This is a genomic window from Bacillus sp. F9_6S_D1_P_5 (assembly GCF_054823925.1).
On the sequence record NZ_JBTREW010000016.1, the window covers coordinates 83721 to 102238 of the forward strand.

Annotated in this window: 12 protein-coding genes and 1 pseudogene; 4 read left to right on the top strand and 9 right to left on the bottom strand. The window is 35.1% G+C overall.

Features of this window, described 5'->3' with window-relative positions; genetic code table 11:
- Positions 1-89: 89 nt before the first annotated feature.
- The gene (gene rsgA, locus ACUXEY_RS19525) at positions 90-1139 is read right to left on the bottom strand and encodes a ribosome small subunit-dependent GTPase A (protein ID WP_166704531.1); all 1050 of its coding nucleotides are present in this window, start codon (positions 1137-1139) and stop codon (positions 90-92) included.
- A 182-nt stretch (positions 1140-1321) separates the two neighbouring features.
- On the bottom strand, positions 1322-1849 hold the full coding sequence (locus tag ACUXEY_RS19530; RefSeq protein ID WP_461301376.1) for a DinB family protein: 528 nt from the start codon (positions 1847-1849) through the stop codon (positions 1322-1324).
- Positions 1850-2045: 196 nt separating this feature from the next.
- On the opposite strand from ACUXEY_RS19530, the gene ACUXEY_RS19535 reads away from it, so the two are divergent.
- Both ACUXEY_RS19535 and ACUXEY_RS19540 read left to right on the top strand, forming a co-directional pair.
- A complete protein-coding gene (locus ACUXEY_RS19535) occupies positions 2046-2393 on the top strand; it encodes a DUF4257 domain-containing protein (protein ID WP_000426320.1) in 348 nt (115 codons plus the stop codon).
- A gap of 84 nt (positions 2394-2477) precedes the next feature.
- The gene (locus ACUXEY_RS19540; protein WP_142286529.1) at positions 2478-2702 is read left to right on the top strand and encodes a hypothetical protein; all 225 of its coding nucleotides are present in this window, start codon (positions 2478-2480) and stop codon (positions 2700-2702) included.
- Between the two features lie 45 nt (positions 2703-2747).
- Here the strand turns inward: ACUXEY_RS19540 and ACUXEY_RS19545 are convergent.
- From ACUXEY_RS19545 to ACUXEY_RS19555, 3 genes and pseudogenes are all read right to left on the bottom strand, one after another.
- Positions 2748-2944: pseudogene (locus ACUXEY_RS19545) on the bottom strand (hypothetical protein).
- A gap of 32 nt (positions 2945-2976) precedes the next feature.
- The gene (locus ACUXEY_RS19550) at positions 2977-4152 is read right to left on the bottom strand and encodes an MFS transporter (RefSeq protein ID WP_429601612.1); all 1176 of its coding nucleotides are present in this window, start codon (positions 4150-4152) and stop codon (positions 2977-2979) included.
- A gap of 49 nt (positions 4153-4201) precedes the next feature.
- The gene (locus ACUXEY_RS19555) at positions 4202-5137 is read right to left on the bottom strand and encodes an aldo/keto reductase (RefSeq protein ID WP_166704534.1); all 936 of its coding nucleotides are present in this window, start codon (positions 5135-5137) and stop codon (positions 4202-4204) included.
- 108 nt (positions 5138-5245) lie between these two features.
- Between ACUXEY_RS19555 and ACUXEY_RS19560 the strand changes: the two genes are divergently transcribed.
- A complete protein-coding gene (locus ACUXEY_RS19560) occupies positions 5246-5554 on the top strand; it encodes an ArsR/SmtB family transcription factor (RefSeq protein WP_001259913.1) in 309 nt (102 codons plus the stop codon).
- A 312-nt stretch (positions 5555-5866) separates the two neighbouring features.
- On the opposite strand, the gene galT is transcribed toward ACUXEY_RS19560, so the two are convergent.
- The gene (gene galT / locus ACUXEY_RS19565) at positions 5867-7357 is read right to left on the bottom strand and encodes a UDP-glucose--hexose-1-phosphate uridylyltransferase (protein WP_166704535.1); all 1491 of its coding nucleotides are present in this window, start codon (positions 7355-7357) and stop codon (positions 5867-5869) included.
- Between the two features lie 619 nt (positions 7358-7976).
- Here galT and ACUXEY_RS19570 point away from each other — a divergent pair.
- Positions 7977-11477, top strand: a complete 3501-nt coding sequence (locus ACUXEY_RS19570) for an endo-alpha-N-acetylgalactosaminidase family protein (protein ID WP_461301377.1) — start codon at positions 7977-7979, stop codon at positions 11475-11477.
- A gap of 249 nt (positions 11478-11726) precedes the next feature.
- On the opposite strand, the gene ACUXEY_RS19575 is transcribed toward ACUXEY_RS19570, so the two are convergent.
- From ACUXEY_RS19575 to lacC, 3 genes are all read right to left on the bottom strand, one after another.
- Positions 11727-16103 carry an endo-alpha-N-acetylgalactosaminidase family protein gene (locus ACUXEY_RS19575; RefSeq protein WP_461301378.1) on the bottom strand — a complete coding sequence of 1459 codons (4377 nt, stop codon included), beginning with the start codon at positions 16101-16103 and terminating at the stop codon, positions 11727-11729.
- Positions 16104-16533: 430 nt separating this feature from the next.
- Positions 16534-17541 (bottom strand): tagatose-bisphosphate aldolase, encoded by a 1008-nt coding sequence (gene lacD / locus ACUXEY_RS19580; protein ID WP_461301379.1) that lies wholly within the window; start codon positions 17539-17541, stop codon positions 16534-16536.
- A 15-nt stretch (positions 17542-17556) separates the two neighbouring features.
- On the bottom strand, positions 17557-18492 hold the full coding sequence (gene lacC, locus ACUXEY_RS19585) for a tagatose-6-phosphate kinase (RefSeq protein WP_461301380.1): 936 nt from the start codon (positions 18490-18492) through the stop codon (positions 17557-17559).
- Positions 18493-18518: the final 26 nt, after the last annotated feature.

Sequence of the window (18518 nt, forward strand, 5' to 3'; positions counted from 1 at the left end):
CAATTAATTTCTTTTTGTCTATATATACAAATAATATTATTATAAAATTTACAAATGCAAAAAGCCAAAGGGAATCCCCCTTTGGCTTTTTACATTTTTTTATGCTGTTTAGAAATCTTTTTCCACTTATCGCGCTCAGCTCTTGCAAGAATAGCATCTTGTTTTCTCAGAAAATATGCCAGTTCTCTTTGTAATTTTTTATAACTTTGCAAACGATTTATCATAATAATTCCGTTATCTATTGCATGATGCACTGCGCACCCTGGCTCATTTTCATGCTTACAGTCCCTAAAACGGCATGCTTTTGCTAATTCTTCAATATCAGAAAATGTTGTTTGAATTGCATCGCTTCCTTCCCAAAGCTGCAGCTCCCTCATACCTGGAGTATCAATAACTAAACTACCACTCGGCAATCGGAACAATTCACGATGAGTTGTCGTATGCCTTCCTCTACTATCTTCCTCACGAATATCTCCCGTTTTTGCTACTTCAATTCCTATAAGTGCATTTAACAAAGTGGATTTTCCAACCCCAGATGATCCGACTAGAGCAATTGTTTTTCCTGAAGAAACAAATTGCTGCAACGATTCAATACCAGTATGCTCTAAACTATCAACGACGAAGATCGGAACACCAATCGCCACAGCTTCCGTTTCAACAATTTTCTGTTCCACGTCTTCACATAAGCTACTCTTTGTTAAAACAATAACAGGCATTGCACCGCTTTCATACGCTAATAGTAAATAACGTTCCATTCTTCTTACGTTAAAATCATGGTTAAGTGCATTCACTAAAAATAGATAATCTACATTTGCTGCTATTACTTGTTCTTCCGTTCGAGTACCAGCCTCTTGTCTAGAAAAAGAGCTTCTTCTCGGAAAAATACGATGAATGATAGCTTTCTTTTCATTCTCTATTTTCTTTATATACACCCAATCACCAACAGCTGGATAATCTCCCTTCGTTACTGCTTCATGCCGAAACTTTCCAGACAGCTCTGCCATATATTCACCATCATTACAAACAATCCGATATATATGCTTATGCTCAAGTAAAATACGTCCTACGTCAAAATTCTCTACAGCTTGTTCCTCAAAAAAAGAATCCCAGCCGAACGATTCTAAAATATTTTGATTCAAATTAATATCCTCCCTAGTTTAAGCTAAGCGGAAGGATCGTGCGCTAACTTATACAGTCTCGCCCTTTCCATCCACCTTTGTATTTGGTTTATTATTCATATAAGTTATTTTCGCCATAATACATCACCCCGTTCTCATTTTAATTATTCTCATTATATGAAATATTTATTTAAAAAGCTACTTTATTTAACGTAATTTTCAAATAATTTATTTTTCATCATTCTAATTTGTCCACGGTGACTAATCTCATCTTCTAGCACATGAAACCATAGATAGTGCTGGTTATACGCTACACCGTTAGGCCACTTTCTTTCTGACATAAGCCATTCATCATCTTGTTCACTCAAATACTTCAGAGATTCTTCTCGAACACTTTGTAAAAGTTGTACATAATACTGTATGTCATGACCACGGATTTTTCTCCCAGCTTCCCCTAAATACAGTGCGTCTTCCCATATTTCTAATTCTTCTTTTGTAAAGTCACGCTCTTGAAATGAAATAAGTTGATGGGCTTTTTCTATAGCTGATATATGCTTTAGTAACGCTCCGATGGAATTCCCTCCACTCGGCATAATTAAATCTAATTGCTCAACTGATAAATCTTTTATTTCCTGTAATGTTACAGCCCTCGTATGCTCCAGCATGCTTACTAATTCCCCTATATTTTTTGTATAACCATCCACACTTCTTATTCGATAATCTATATTCATATCACGCACCCCTTTCTACATTCATATTAAGGAATAACTGCTTCATATAATAGACTCATATATATCAGATTTTTCTGCTATAATTAAGTTGAATACAGAAAAAAACCAAACAAACTTTCTCAATATGCTTCTATGAAATATTAAAAGGAATCAATATAAAATAATCGAATCTTATTTACTAAAAGGAGTGGATTCGATGGAAATGTATCAATGGCTAACTGCTGTTCTCGTTGGTGGCATTACTGGTTTCGTTTCCCATCTTATCAATAACCAAGGCAAGTTATTGCTTCCACGCCGTTTGAAAACTTTTTTTCACTTTGGTTTTTTGACTGATATTTTCACTGGTAGTCTAGCTGCACTTCTTGGACTCGTTCTATTCGATGTCACCTTAATAAAAGAAATTATTAAAGTATCCATTGTGACTGCTATTTCCGGTCAGACTTTCTTACTGCACCAAGCGCTTGGTGGTGAGCAGGCTAAAAATACACAGATTGGGAAAGCTGATGAGAAGATTCAAGAAATTGACAAATTATTACGACGTTAGTCTATACTTTCTTTAAAAATTATTGCTATAATAAACAATAAATATTTTCTATTGCGTCGTTTGTCAGAAGAAAGGGTGTTTCGTATGACAAAAAAGAAAATAGAAGATTTCTTAACAAACACTGAAAAAGAGGAACTGCTAGAAAACTATAAATGTTTACGAGAAGCCCGCACAAAAAGCGAAGCTAACTATTTTGGTGAAGCAGTAAACCATCTATTAAATAAAGCAAAACAACGAATTATTAAAGATGCAGGCATACACGATGAAAATGCAGCAACTGTTCAATCAAAGAAAAAAGCACTGTTTTAGTTCATTAGCTAAAACAGTGCTTTTTATTACGGTATTTTTTCACATCTATTTCACATCTATTTCACAAATATAAGTAGTCCTATATGCTAAACTAAGTATATCCTTTTCCAAGGAACTATATGCCGATATATAAATCCCTATTTTTATAGGGATTTTTTATTTTTTGGATTCCTCATAACTTTGTTACGATACATTACTTCTACTATTTCTATACTTTTAGTAACATGTATGCACACTCTTATTCATTCTGATATGCGCAATATTTATACAAGCTTTATGATGCAATTCCTGTTTCACTATTTTCAGTAAGTTTTTCACTTTTTCTAAACAAAAATAAAGCTCCTATATATAGTAATGCAGTAAAACTACCTATAAGTGTAAAATTGTGAGATGCTGCAAATAACATTCCTGCTATTGCCGCTCCAATCATTTGACCAATATACATAGAAGCATTTGCAAGCGCGGCTCCTGTTCCTCTTGCTACACTTGACATGTTTTGTAAGTGCCTCATCATTAATACAAACAGAATTCCTGTTACAAAAAATAAAACAAAGAACAATAACTCCAACAATATAATGTTCTTTACATGAGGAAGTAATACATATAGCACTGCTGTAAATATAATTCCACCATAGAAAGAAAGGTTATAACCAATTTTATTTACAATTCTAGGGCCAAAAATATTACCTGTTAAATTTCCTAATCCTAATACGAGCATAGCTGTACCTACTTCATGAACTTGTAAGCCGAATTGATCGGAAAGCCATACGCCAAAGAATGAAAATGCAGCAAAATTACCAGTTTGAAAAACAAAATATGCAAAATAAGAAAGTGAAACCCTTGAATCTGCAAGTAATTGTTTATAGCGCTTTAAGATGTTTGTTTTACTTCCACCTATATAAACCGGTTGTATTTCTGGTAATATTACGTAGATAGGAATGACAAGTAGCGCTGATAATATACCAATGACGAAGAATGGTGTTGTATAATGTATCGTTGCTAAATATGATCCAATTGGCAGCCCTAAAATTTGAGAGATTGCTAACCCTGCTGTTACAATTCCAATTGCTTTTACAATTTGCTTCTTCTCTATAAGAAGAGGTATAGATGCCCACACTTGTGGAGATACAAAGGCTGCACTTACACCTGCTAAAAATCTAAATGCTAGCATCCATAGAAAACTCGGTGCCATTCCACATAAAAACGTACTTAACGCAAAAAAGCTCATTCCTATTACCATCACTTTTTTTCTATTTAAGCCATCTGATATAGGACCAGCAATAAGTGCAAATCCAGCGTAGCCTAAAGCATATGAGCTCACCATCCATCCTGACAGCTCAGTTGAAACATGATACACCTGTTGTAATGTCGGTAAAAGTGGTGAAATTAAGAAAGTATCTGTACCTATCATAAACATGATCGTAAAGAATATAGTTAGTACTCTTTTCATTTAAACTTTCTCCTTTTATATAAAGAGAGGTAACTCCCCCTCTTCTCAACTAAGCTTCTAAAATAAATGCAATCTCTTTCATAACCTTCTCATTCAATGAAACTTCCACAGCTCTTACACTTTCTCTTATTTGCTCCGCTCGTTTCCCACCAGGAATAACAGTATCAATTCCTTTTTTGTTTAATAGCCACGCTAAAGCTACATGCAATACTTCAAGGTTCATTTCTTTAGCTAAGCCTTTTAACTTCTCAACTTTTTGAAAATTGCTCTTATATGTATTTTCTTCAAATAAACTTACACTTTGACGCCAATCTCCTTCATTTAATTTAAAATCTTCTGTATATTTACCACCTAATATCCCAAATGCAAGAGGCCCATATGGAATAAATGAAATACCTGATTCTATACAGTACGGCAAAAGTTCTTCCCCAGCAACACGATCCAACATATTATACGGTGATTGTACAACATCTATCTGTCCGTGCTGATTCGCTTCTTTTAATTGCTCTATGTTTACGTTAGATATTCCAATTGAACGAATTTTCCCTTCTTCTTTTAGACGAGCAAGCTCTCCAATTGAATCTATGTAACTTATTTCTGGATTTGTAAAATGTAAATAATATACATCAATATAATCAGTTTGTAATCTTCTTAAGCTATTTTCCACAGCATTTCTTAAATAGCTTCGTTCATTATTAATATAAACCTCTCCATTTAATAACGGCTGTATTCCACCTTTTGTAGCAAGTACAAATTCTTGGCGTCTTCCTTTCAATACTTCTCCTACCAATTCCTCTGATCTACCGAAACCGTATGAATCTGCTGTATCAAAAAATGTAACCCCTTGCTGGATAGCTTCTTCTATTAATCGTTTTCCTTCTTCCTCATTCACATCAGCATATAAATTATGCCCCCCTACAGCGTTTGTTCCTAACCCCAACTTCGAAATGTTTAGTCCTGCCTTTTGTAATTTTGTATACTTCATTTTTTCTCCCCCTATATTTCTATTGTTCGAATATATTCGAACAATAGAAATATACCATTTTATATGTTATAGTGCAAACTATATTAACTTATGCAAGTAGGTGAAAAAATGCGTACTCTCTATCATCCAAACCGAGAAGAAATCCAATTCTCTTCTGTTTTATACGCACTTAGCGATCAAATTCGTTTACAAATTGTAACGATGCTACTAGAGAAACATGAACAATCTTGTGGTGCGTTAAACATTCCCATTGCGAAATCAACTTTATCTCACCATTTCAAGGTTTTACGTGAATCCGGTGTTATGTATACACGCCTTGAAGGAACACAACGTTTCATTTCAATTCGTGAAGATGACTTACATGCTAGATTCCCCGGTTTATTAGATGTCGTATTACATGCAACAGAACCATACTAAAAAAACATCTCATATTCATATGAGATGTTTTTTAGTTTTTGCTATTCTTTTAATAAAATGCAACTTTAATCAGTGGGCAATTTGTTTATCACACACTAGGAATATATATTTTTCATTCCTTATTACTTTATTTTTGCAGTGGATCCTTTGGACACTTTAATTATTTGATTACATTTTATACACATCATTAATATAGGGCCACCTATCTGTTTCAATTCCTGTAGTTGCTTATGCTCACACTTCCCCATCTTATTACCTCCCCTATCATATAATTAGGTCATTTTGTAATCAATAACACTACTAAGTCCATTCCTAATGTATGGTCTGAATAAAACGTTTAAACGCCGATATCCCTTCGTCATCTCGTTTAAAAACACCAGCATCTTCAAGCGCCTGTATAAATTTCCGTCCTAATTCTGCTCTTACTATCTCCTGTACATTTTGTTCATGTATCCGATTGTCATATTTGATTTTTAATTGTTCTGCCCATCGTATATGAAGCGTTGGAATATCACTTGGAATGTTAAGTAAGAATTTTTCCACTTCCTGAAGTTCTGTTTTTAAACGTGCAGGAAGTACTGCTAACCCCATTACTTCAATTAGACCGATATTTTCTTTTTTAATATGCTGTATTTCCGCATGAGGGTGGAAAATACCTAGTGAATGTTCATCACTTGTACGATTGTTCCGCAAAACAAGATCCAATTCGTACATACTATTCCGGTAACGAGCAATCGGAGTTATCGTATTATGCGGAATATCATTCGTAAATGCAAATATATTAACAGATGGATCACTATATCCCTTCCATCTCTCTAATATGTACTCCCCTGCATTTACTATTTGTTCTATGTCTTTACTTCTTAAGCGAATAACTGACATAGGCCATTTAATAATAGAACATTGCATTTCTGGAAAGTTAGTTAGTTCAAACGTTAGTTCGTTTGATGCATTTGCCATAGCAAATTCATAGTTTCCACCTTGATAGTGGTCATGTGTTAGAATAGACCCTCCTACAATTGGCAAATCTGCATTGGACCCAAGGAAATAATGCGGGAATTTTTCCACAAATTTTAACAAACGTAAAAATGTTTGACGGTCAATTTTCATATCTCGATGTTCTGAGGACAATACAATACAGTGTTCTTTGAAGTATATATACGGAGAATACTGTAGAAACCAGCTTTCATCTGTAAGATTCATCCGGATCATACGATGATTCGAGCGTGCTGGATGTCCAGTTCTGCCTCTATATCCTTCATTCTCAATACAAAGTAAACATTTTGGATAATTTGTACTTTCCGATACTCTCTCTCTAGCAATTTGTTTCGGGTCTTTTTCCGGTTTTGATAAATTAATTGTTATATCAATGGCACCATATTCCGTATTTACTTTATAATTAATATTTTTGGCAATTTGCTTCATTTGTATATAGTTGCTGTTTTTACTTAATTCATAGAAGTAATTTGTCGCATCCCTCGGATTTTGTTCGAATTTTTCATAAAATAGTGTATTAATAGCAGACGGTTTGGATATAAAAACATCCATAATTGCACTTGCTAAAATCTCCCTCTCATCCATTACTGACTCGATGACTTTATGCATACAAGCATATTCAATTAACTCTTCCAATAACTCCGAAGTTGCTTTCTTTGCAGGTACAGGTGCTGACGCTTCCACTACAAAGTCCTCTAAACGAAGTAAAGAAAGAATTTTATTCCTTGTATATATTTCATCTTCTTGTTCAATTAATTGAATTTCAATAGCTCGATCAATTAACTGCTGGATAGCTTGATATATCATCAGTATATACCTCCTCTAACCTTATAGCTGTTTATGTTGTTGCGATGCCAGTTCTATGTGCCTTTTATCATTTTATGAACAGACGTATGGGATAACCACCATACTAATATACGTTTTTCTTTCTCCAAAGAAGCTATTAGCATACTTGAATCGCCCGTTTAGCAAGCTATTTTGTTACATTATACGTACATAGAAACACTTCTACAATCAACATCTTGTCGTATTTTTTATACATCTTGCTTTTCACTTTTAACATCTCACTAAAAACATAAAAAGTAACATTTTTGGAAGAAAGATTTAATGAAAACAATGAGGCTTATCTCCACCTAGATAGACCTTCCAATCACATTATTACACTACCTATAAAACTACCTTCATCTTGAACCTTGTTCTTTACCTTTATGTCTCTCCCCCTAAAGCCACCATTTGAATAATAAATGTACTTACTCCGGTATCGCCGCCGTCTTATTTTATTTATCTTATTTTCAACATTACAAAAAACAATATTTCTAAAAAACAGAGCAATATCTCTCTTGTGTAAGCGTTTCAGAAAAAGTAATCTATACCTGTAAAGAACCATCAATGTCAAAAGTACCAAAATGAAACCGAGGGGGTACACATGAAAAAATCAAAAAAGAAATTCAGGAGGACGATCGCAACACTTGTATCGGGTTGTGTCGTAGGTTCTACTTGTTTTACAAACGCTTCCCTAATCCAAGCTGAGGGAACCACGGATACTATACAAGCTGAAAATCAAATTATTTCTCAAAGTCCTAATGCGGTTATTTCATCTAATCAAATGAACGTTCTTGTTGATGTGAATTTTCCAAGAGTCATTCAATACGATTTAAAATCTGGAAATGAAGCAGGAAAGACTTTTTACGGACAGACTGAGGCATTAGATACAATCCTTATTAATGACGTAGCAGTAAAACCAAAAGTAAAAACAAAAGTTTTATCAGATAAAGTTGTATATGAAATGACTGTAATAGACACTAATAACAATATTTCTGCGGTTATTACTGCTGAGTTCGTTGTTAAAGAGAATATATTAGAATTCAATATTACAAAGATCGTCGACAACAAAATCGTAAAAACTATTGAAATTCCAAATCATAATTTAATTTCCGTAAATAACAGTCAAAAAGATGCAGTGCTAGACGGCGTACAGATGTCAACAAATACACGTATTAACGGTGACAGACAGGTAAAGGTTGATGAAAATTTAATTACGAAAGATGAAGAGCAAAAAGGATATATGTATGCTTTTCTTTCTACTGATGAATTAAGTGCAAGTATATGGTCTAATACGGAGAATAGTTTAGTAAAAAAATTAGCTCCAGATTCCTATGCTGCAAAGACTGATGCTCAAAGAATTACGGCAAATGCTACGACTAATAGTGCGGGTAAAAAAAACATTGGTCTAAGTAGTACATTCTGGACGTATCAAAAGTCAGAAGAACACCGTAAAGAAGATGGCACTCTAGAGCTAGAGGATGGGACAGTTAATAAGGTAGATGAAATGCCGTCTGTGAAGGTTATCATTACCGCTGACGCTAATGATGATAAGAAGATAAACTGGCAAGACGGAGCAATTGCTTATAGGAAAATTATGAACGAACCTCTAGGGGCGGAAAAAGTTCCAGACTTAGTTGGTTACCGTGTTAACATGAACTTTGGCAGTCAAGCCCAAAATCCTTTCTTAATGGCTTTAGACGGAGTGAAGAAATTTCATTTAAATACTGATGGACTAGGACAATCTATTCTACTGAAAGGTTACGGTAGTGAAGGGCATGATTCTGGTCATTTAAATTATGCTGACATCGGAACCCGAATTGGCGGTGCAAAGGATATGAAAACATTGCTAGCAAGGGGGAAAGAATATGGGGCAACTTTTGGTGTTCATGTAAATGCAAGTGAAACGTATCCAGAGTCAAAATATTTCCAAGAAGATCGTTTATTAAAAAATCCAGATGGAACTTATAAGTATGGTTGGAACTGGATTGATCAAGGAATAAACATTAATGCTGATTATGATTTAAGAAATGGCAGAGCACAACGATTCAAAGATTTATATGATGCTCTTGGTGGCAAGAAGAATGAATTAGATTTTATTTACGTAGACGTTTGGGGTAATGGACAGTCAGGTGATAATAGTACATGGCCGAGCCGTCAATTAAGTAAAGAAATAAATAGTTTAGGTTGGCGCTTAGGCAGTGAGTGGGGATATGCGAATGAGTATGATTCCACATTCCAACACTGGGCAGCCGATTTAACTTACGGCGGGTATACCCTAAAAGGTATCAATAGTACCATCACTCGTTTCATTAAAAACCATCAAAAAGATGCATGGATTGGCAACTATCCTAAGTATGGAGGCGACGCAGATGCTCCATTATTAGGTGGATACAGTATGAAAGACTTTGAAGGTTGGCAAGGTAGAAGTGACTACAAAGCGTATATTGATAACTTATTTGCGGTGAATGTTCCAAGCAAATTCATTCAACATTATAAAGTAACACAGTGGGAAAATGGAAAAGCAGTTGAAATGATAGATGATAAACAACAAACTTACAACTGGGTACCAGGTATGAAGACAGTATTAAAGGACGAATCTAGTGAAAATACACTTACAATTGAAAGAAAATCAAATGATTTTGCAAATGATAAAGATGGCTATCGAACGAGAACTATGACATTAAATGGTAAACAAATATTTGAAGGTAAACCTGGTGACGAAAAGTATTTATTCCCATGGTCTTGGGATCAAAATGGCAAAAAATTATCAACAGAGAATGAAAAATTATATCACTGGAACACAAACGGTGGAAAAACAACGTGGACTATCCCTACTGGTTGGCAAGGTACCGTTAAAGTATATGAGTTAACAGAATTAGGTAAAGAGAAAATGAAAAATGTTAAAATTGAAAATGGAAAAATCACATTAGATGCAAAAAAATCTACTGCATATGTAATTTATAAAGGGCCAAAATCCAATAAAGATGTTAAATGGAGTGAAGGAATGCATCTTATAGATACTGGATTTAACAGCAATTCCCTAAAAGATTGGAAAATCAAAGGAGACTCAAAAGCAGTTCAGATTACGAAGAGTGAAGGTAATAATAATATGCTAACAATCTCCAACAATAAAAAGAAAGTAAATGTTACCCAAAAATTAACAGACCTAAAACCTAATACAAAGTATGCTGCATATGTTGGTATAGACAACCGAAGTGAAGCACAAGCAAGCATCACAATTACTTCTAACGACAAACAGTATACGAATAGTACTGGTAAATCTATCGCTAAAAACTATGTAAGAGCATACGCACATAATACACTAGGCTCTGAGCAAGCAAAAGCTGATGGTCAAATGACTTCAACTGTAGATGGAACAAGCTACTTCCAAAACATGTATGTATTTTTTGAAACTGGTAAAAAAACATCCGATGTAACAGTTGATTTATCTAGAGATGCTGGGAATGGTGCAAGTTACTTTGATGATATTCGCATCGTGGAAAGTAATGCTGAAAACCAAGTAAGCGATAATAAATTCGTACAAGACTTTGAAAATGTAGTACAAGGCATCTATCCGTTTGTAATTGGTAATCTTGAAGGCGTAGAAGATAATAGAACCCACCTGTCTGAATTACATGCACCCTATACGCAAAGAGGTTGGAATCAAAAAATAGTAAATGATGTTATCGCAGGTAAATGGTCACTTAAAACGAATGGATTAACGGAAGGCGATACTCTTGTGTACCAAACTATCCCTCAAAACTTCACATTTAAACCAGGAGTAACGTATAAAATTACTTTTGACTATGAAGTAGGTAGTGATGGAACATATGCAGTAGTGTCAGGTAATGCTCCATTTGAAGAAAAAGGAGTATTAACTAAGGAAGAATTAAAATCAACCGCAAGTAATGATAAGAATGCAAAAGCTGGCACATATTCCTTTACTTTAACAGGAGATGGATCGGGGCAAAGCTGGTTTGGGATTTATTCGACTAATAAAGCAGCTAATACTAACGATGTGAAAGGCTCACAAGCTAACTTTAACGGTTATAAAGATATTATGCTTGATAATCTAGTTATTGAAGTAGTGTCAAATAAATAGAATCAGTTGTTATTATTTGAAAAAGGTTGTCTCAAAGGGTCATTACAAATAATCTTTTGGAGACACCTTATTTTTTATAATCTATAAACATAAGAGTATCGTTCCTTTCTTTCCATAATTTAGTTGTGATGACATATTTATATCAAAAAGAGGCTAACCCATATAGCTACTTAGCTACTTTTGGGTCAACCTCTTTTCATTCACGATATTACACGAACGATAAAACTACCTTTATCTTATTAGAGATTTTTACCTCTCTGTCCCTCCACCTGAAGTCACCTTTTCAATACGTAAATTATCTAAAATAAACGTACCTGCTCCAGTATCCCCATTTAAATTCGTTCCATCACTGAAAATTCCAACATAAGTTTGGCCGTTCTCAGAACCTGTCACAGTAAACTGTGCTGTTTTTGTATCAGTAGATGCAGTAAGAGTGTTATTCACACTCAATCCCTTTGCACTCGCAATGTCTCGAACATCAATTTCTTGATCCCCTGAAATAAAGCGGAATGCATTTGCTGTCGTTTGATAGTCAAATGATACTTTATAAGTTACGCCAGGTTCGAAACGATAATTTTGAGGAATAGTACGGTACAGCAAACCTTTATTTCCAGTGTTCACTTTAACAGACCAATTCCCACTTAATACATCATCGACTACTTTTTTACTTGCCCACCCTTTTTGCGTATATGGAGCATGTAATTCAGACAGATGAATTCTGTTGTCTTCTACCCCTTCTGTGTTACCGATAACGAATGGGTAAATACCTTGTACTACCGATTCAAAATCTTGTTTAAATTCCGTTGGTGAGACATAATTTTTTAAGGACTTTTGAACGATCCGAATATCATCAAATTTTGTGTTTCCTTTTCCAGCATCACGGCTGAGATTTAATTTAGCTTTATTAGTTACAGCCGTAAAGCTTACTTGCATGATTTGCATTTTACTATTGTATCCATCATTTGAAGCATGTGAATCTGCCTTAACATAGTTCTTTTGCAGGCTGCGCAGTGTGTAATTTTTAACGTCTTCTTTCCCACCTGTTACTGTAATTCCGGCCTTTACGTCACTATTATTTTCAACATATACCTCTGCTACATAATCTTTACCTGGTTCTAAACCAGTAAGGACACGGGAAACAGTTGTATCTTTTGACGGACTATCAATATTCAAGTAGTAATCTCCACTACTTACATTGCGGTTGCTTCCAGTTTGATTCGTTCTAACGGCGCTTATAGCTTTGTTATCTCCCTCAATAGTTGTATATGCACTTACTTTTCCTGTATTGAATCCCGCGTCATATATATGTGCACCTTTGCCCCAATCATAGTCAAGAATTTCCAAACCTTTATCTCTTTTTGGTACAACAACATAAGGAGTTGCCGCACTAGCTGTCAAAGTTACCTTATTATTTACGACCTTGACTTCTTTCATATCTGCTCTACCACGATCTGTCAGTTTGTATACATATACACTAGATGCATCTTTATATTCATTTGGAAGTGTCCAAGTTGTTGTACCACCTTCCAAATTCCAGTGATATAGTTTTTCAGAATTAGAAGTTGGATTTTTAAAATCTTGTTTCACCCAAGGAATTAAATAAGTGTATCCATCAAGTACAACATTTCCATTCAGTGTAATAACACGTTCCCTAGAATTGTCTTTTCTCGTTACATCGACAACATCCCCATTACTTGGGTCTTTCAATTTTATTTCCTTTTCTAAGTTCGTCTTGCTTTTATCTCCTTCTACCGCTGTCCAATTCGTTACATAATATTTTTGTAAGAACTTAGTAGGTAAATTCGTATCAAATGTCATGCGTATAAAATTATCAAAATTCTTATCAGATTGCCATCCTTCGAAACCAGCTAATTCAAATCCACCAAGTAACGGATGATCAGCAGTTCCTCCTACTTCAGGCCAATTCAACACCCAAGAATCTCTTTGGTGATTGCTAATAAAGCGTAGTACTTCTGAGTTGATACCTTTGCTTTCCGGTCCACCGTAGTTTTTATCGGTAGCCCAGTGTTGCCACGTTGAATAATTGGCCATAGAACCACCAAATTCCGTTGTTAGCCTCCAGCCTCTATCTTTAAATTGATCTGCTATTCTATTTGATTCCCATTGATTTTGATACCATACATCTAAATAAATAAAGTCGAGATTTGGAACAGCAGCTTTCAATTCATCTAGTCTTTTTGCACGCGCTCCAGAATACAAATCTTTTAATTTATTAATTGTATAAGACTGATCTAACCATCCCCATCCTAAAGAATTTGGACGATCAATAAAATCATTGTTGAAAGCTTTCGCTTCAGGATAAACTTCTTGCGCATTGATATGGACACCAAATTGGGTATTATACTTACGCCCTTCTTTAATAAGCGTATCCAAATCTTTAACGCCACCCATACGTTCACCTACATTACCATAATCAGGATGACCACTGTCATGTCCTTCGTTTGCATATCCTTTTAATAATACAGCCTGCCCTAATTCATCTGTAGCGAGGGCAACCTTTTTAATATTATCTGCAGTTTTTAAGAATGGTTGTTGTGCTTGTGATCCGAAATTCATTGCAATACGCATTCCAACATTATTGTTTACATCTTGATATCCTTTAATGTCTTGCATAATATCACGGTATGCAATCGCCGCATCTTGCCAATCTGTCTTATTATCAGTATTCAAATCTTTAGCGATAGCTATTTTAATAGTTGGTTTATTTTTTTGTGGCTCTGGCATAAAATCTCTTTGGTAATAGAGTGCACTAGAACCTATCCCCATTGCCTTAGCACCATTTTTATTTACATATCGATTTGCAACTAAGTTTTTATAGCCATCCACTTCTGAACTTGACCATACACCTGCACTCAATTCGTCAGTTGACAAAAATACTGTATAATTTTTAGTAGATGTACCTATTTCTCCCATAGAAGAATCTACGCTTACATCTACATCACCTGATTTCCTAACATCCGTACTAATATTCGTTAATTTAGCTTTTGCACCTTTTTGTTCCGAATTTACTGAGATAACGTTCATATCAGTAAACTCAACTGTTTCAATTTTTGCACTACCATTATTTTTAATTTCATCGAAACTATAAATAACTTTATTATCATTCACTTTCAAAGATACCTTAAATGCAGCATCAAGGTTTTTCATTTCATCCACAACTTTTAATGTATATAGCGCTTCACTATCGCTTAATTTTTCAAAGCTTACTTTAGGATAGTATAAGGAACCATTTACTTTCAATCCGTACACAGGTGATTCTTGTCCATTCATTACTTTATCGCCAACTTTGTATTTCACAATCCGCGGGAATACTTGGTCAATAGTGACATCCATATACTTTGACTTTAATGTATCTTCTACTGGTAGAGTATCTGGAGGTTTTGGTGCACTGTATTCCTTAATTTTGATATTAGAAATCGTAATATCAGCAGCACCTCGGCTTTTTTCAAACCCTAGTCCCCCCGCTTGATCTACACCACCAGTTAAAGTCCAAGAGTCTACCTTTTTATCATCAATGTATAACGTCGCAACATCGTCCATGAATACTAAACGTAAATGGTATGTTTGTTTTGCTTTTAACGGCACGTTTGAAGTCATCGACGTCCAATTGTTTATAGGTCCAAATGTTTCACCAAAATACTGATCGTTCGTATCCCCTGTTCCTACATATGTGTATGCAGATGCATTTTGAACACGATAAATGAATCCAAAACGATTCATCTTATCAGTATTAGTAGTAATATCCGCTTCAAAAACACCATTTTTAATCCCTTTCATTTGGTTGTAGACAATTCGATTTTTTTGGGTAGATGTAACACCGAAAGTTGCTGAACCATCTTGATTATAAGTAACTTTTCCGTCGCCAGAGATAATTTTTAAGTCGCCTTCTTCTAATTTATTATCCGTAATGTCGACAAGTTTTTCATCTCCTGGATCCGTACCTCCATCCCCAGGTGCATCTCCTAATTCAATGAGGACTTGACTTTTTTTATCTCCAAAAGCACCAAGTTTAACTGCTTCCTTACCTGTAAAGAGATTATTTACATCATTAGGTAAAGTAACTGGTCCAAATAAATCTTTTCCATCTAATGTAATATTCATAGTGGTTCCGTTATAATCGATTTTTATAGCATGCGCGGTCCCAGCCTCTGGAAGTGGAACATTCGGTCTTGTTCTTAACCAATCACCTTTTCCTAGATATTTGTATTCATAGAACCATCCAAGTGAATCGTAGCCTACAAAAACGAAGTTATTATTGTCAATATAATGAGGATAGAAACCAAATCTAGTATCTTCGCCCTTGGTTTCTGAAGTAAAGGTATACGCCATCGTTCCCGCTTCTTTAGCGACTTTATTTTGTTCTTGAAAAATTGCAGCTTTAGCCCCGTTATCATTTCCAGCACCTGCTCCAAGCCTTGCATAGGACTTCCCATTTTGTTCTATTAATGCATTAATTTCGTTTCCTCCAGATGAAATTGTGACCCATGGATTAGACACATTTGCTCCTACATGTAATGGCACAATCATGCTCACTAAAAATGTCGGCACAATTAGCACAAGTGCAAGAAGGGTATTAAAAACTCTCTTGAAATGCTTACTCTCCAATTCTTCTCCCCCTTTGAAATTTAAATTTTAGTTAAAAACAATACCTGCACATTCATTTTTAAAAATATACCAAAACCTGAAAGGTACCGCTTTCACTTATGTTTAGAATAGTTTTTTTCAAGTGCCCACTCAATAAAGATATTGTTTCTTTTTTTAGTTATATTGTCTTTTTAAAACGCTTACAAAATAAGAATGTTATCACCTTTTCAAGGGTGTTCTTCATTAAAATTTATAAAATAATTAACAATATTCGGTTTATTTATACGTAAAGGTTGCTCCCCCCTTTTTTAGTCATGATCACAACTCCCTTAACTGTTCTGCGCTTTCATCGTAGCATTTGTGGCCATACTGGACGCAACGAAAAAATGAGCAGACGAATGTCTACTCATTTTTCTTCATTCCATTTAAACATGGAAGAAAAGATATTTTACTAACTTTGAAGCTCAGCTGTTACTTTCACTTTAGTAAACCATGAATTAGCCGTCTCTTTCAACACGAGATTCAATTCTTCAATATTCCTTTTACCAATATCTTGTAACCAATGACGACCTACTTTTTCACCGCCTATAGCAAACGGCATGACACCGTCTTTCCAAGTTGCCCGACCACATAATACTCCATTAAAGGTGGAACCGGATTCTTTAGCAAATTTTAATGTTTCTTGAAATAATTTTGCGCTTACTCCTGCACTAAGGAAAATAAATGGCAGCTTCGTTGCTTCACTTTGTTCTTTGAAATAAGAAGCTGCTTTTTCTTTACTGTAAACAAATTCACCTTCTGTATATCCTTCCACATAGTTCATATCTACTGGAACTTCTACTTTTAATACATCTACTTTATATTGTGGCTTTGAGAACTCCTTCATGGACTCAATCACTTTATAAGGTTTTATTTTTGCGTATGCTTTACTTTTCACATCATCACTTTCAGCATCATAGGTAACAATCTCTAAGAAAAATGGTATGTCTTCAGCTGCACACTCAGATCCGATACGTTCCATATAAACATGTTTATAGTTATTAATTTTTTCATCTTCATCGACATCATAGTAGAGTAAGAATTTAATTGCATCGGTACCTGCATCCTTTAATCGTTTCACTGACCATTCTGGTAATAAATCTGGCAACCGTCCTACTTCTGACGTATCGTATCCAGTTTTTTCATACGCTACGATTAAGCCTGATTCTTTATCTCGGACTTTAGCCGCTGGCAAACCGTATTCCGGGTCCAAAAGAATCGCTGTTGTAAATGGTGTTAATTCCTCAGAAACTACTTCTTTAAAACGGGTAATGCCCTCATCTCCAACTTGATTTACACCGCCAGACGCAATCATTTTTTTCAATGATCCACGCTGGTCAATAGCCAATGCACCAATTATTCCATTTTCTGCAGATAAACGTTTTAGAGCTTCCAATTTATTTTTGGTTAGTTCTAACATCAACATTCTCCTCTATCAATCTATTTTTTCAACTTTAACGAGATCAAAGTATTGTTTAAACTTATTCACATTAATATAACCAGTTTCAGCTTCCATCGTATTTAACATTCCTGTAGTCATCGCCGTTTTAAGAACAGTCTCGACTGTTTGATGTTGATGTAGTGCCACAGCTAATCCTGCAACTGTTGCATCACCAGCCCCTACAGGATTGACCACTTCTATTTTTGGGACCATAACTCTATAATAGTCCTCGCTATGCTTAACAAATGCACCTTCACTACCCATCGACACGATAATCCACTCAATTCCAGTAAATAATTCATGGTTTAATGCTTGCTTTAGTTCTATAATTCCCGCTTCCATATCAATGCCCAACAGCTGTGATAATTCCGCTGTATTCGGTTTGATGGCGAATGGTTTTTCTTTATGAAGCATCACTTGTTTCAAAGATTCCCCTGACGAATCCATAATTACTGGAATTCCATTTTCATGACAGATTTCTAACATTTGATAATAATAGTTAGTCGGTAATCCTTTCGGCAAACTGCCCGAAATTGTCACAAGTGAAGCTGTTGTAAGTAGAAATTCAAATTTCTCTAAAAAACTAACACCTTCTTCTTTGGATAATGTTGGCCCAGATTCTAAAATCTCTGTTTGCATCCCTTCATGAAGAATGGCGATACAATTTCTTGATTCTTTTTTGATTTTCAAAAAGTCATTTGGGATATTGACTTTATTTAATTCTTGAATAATGTATTCCCCAATCGTACCACCAAGCACACCTGTCGCTAGGACACCTTCTTCCAATTGAGCGATCACTCGCGCAACATTCAAGCCTTTTCCACCAGCAGTTTTATGAACGGCTTCCACACGGTTAACAACATCTAACTTTAATTCATGAATCGGATAGGAAATATCGACCGATGGATTCATGGTGACAGATAGTATCATTGGTAATCCCTCTTTCAGAAATTTGT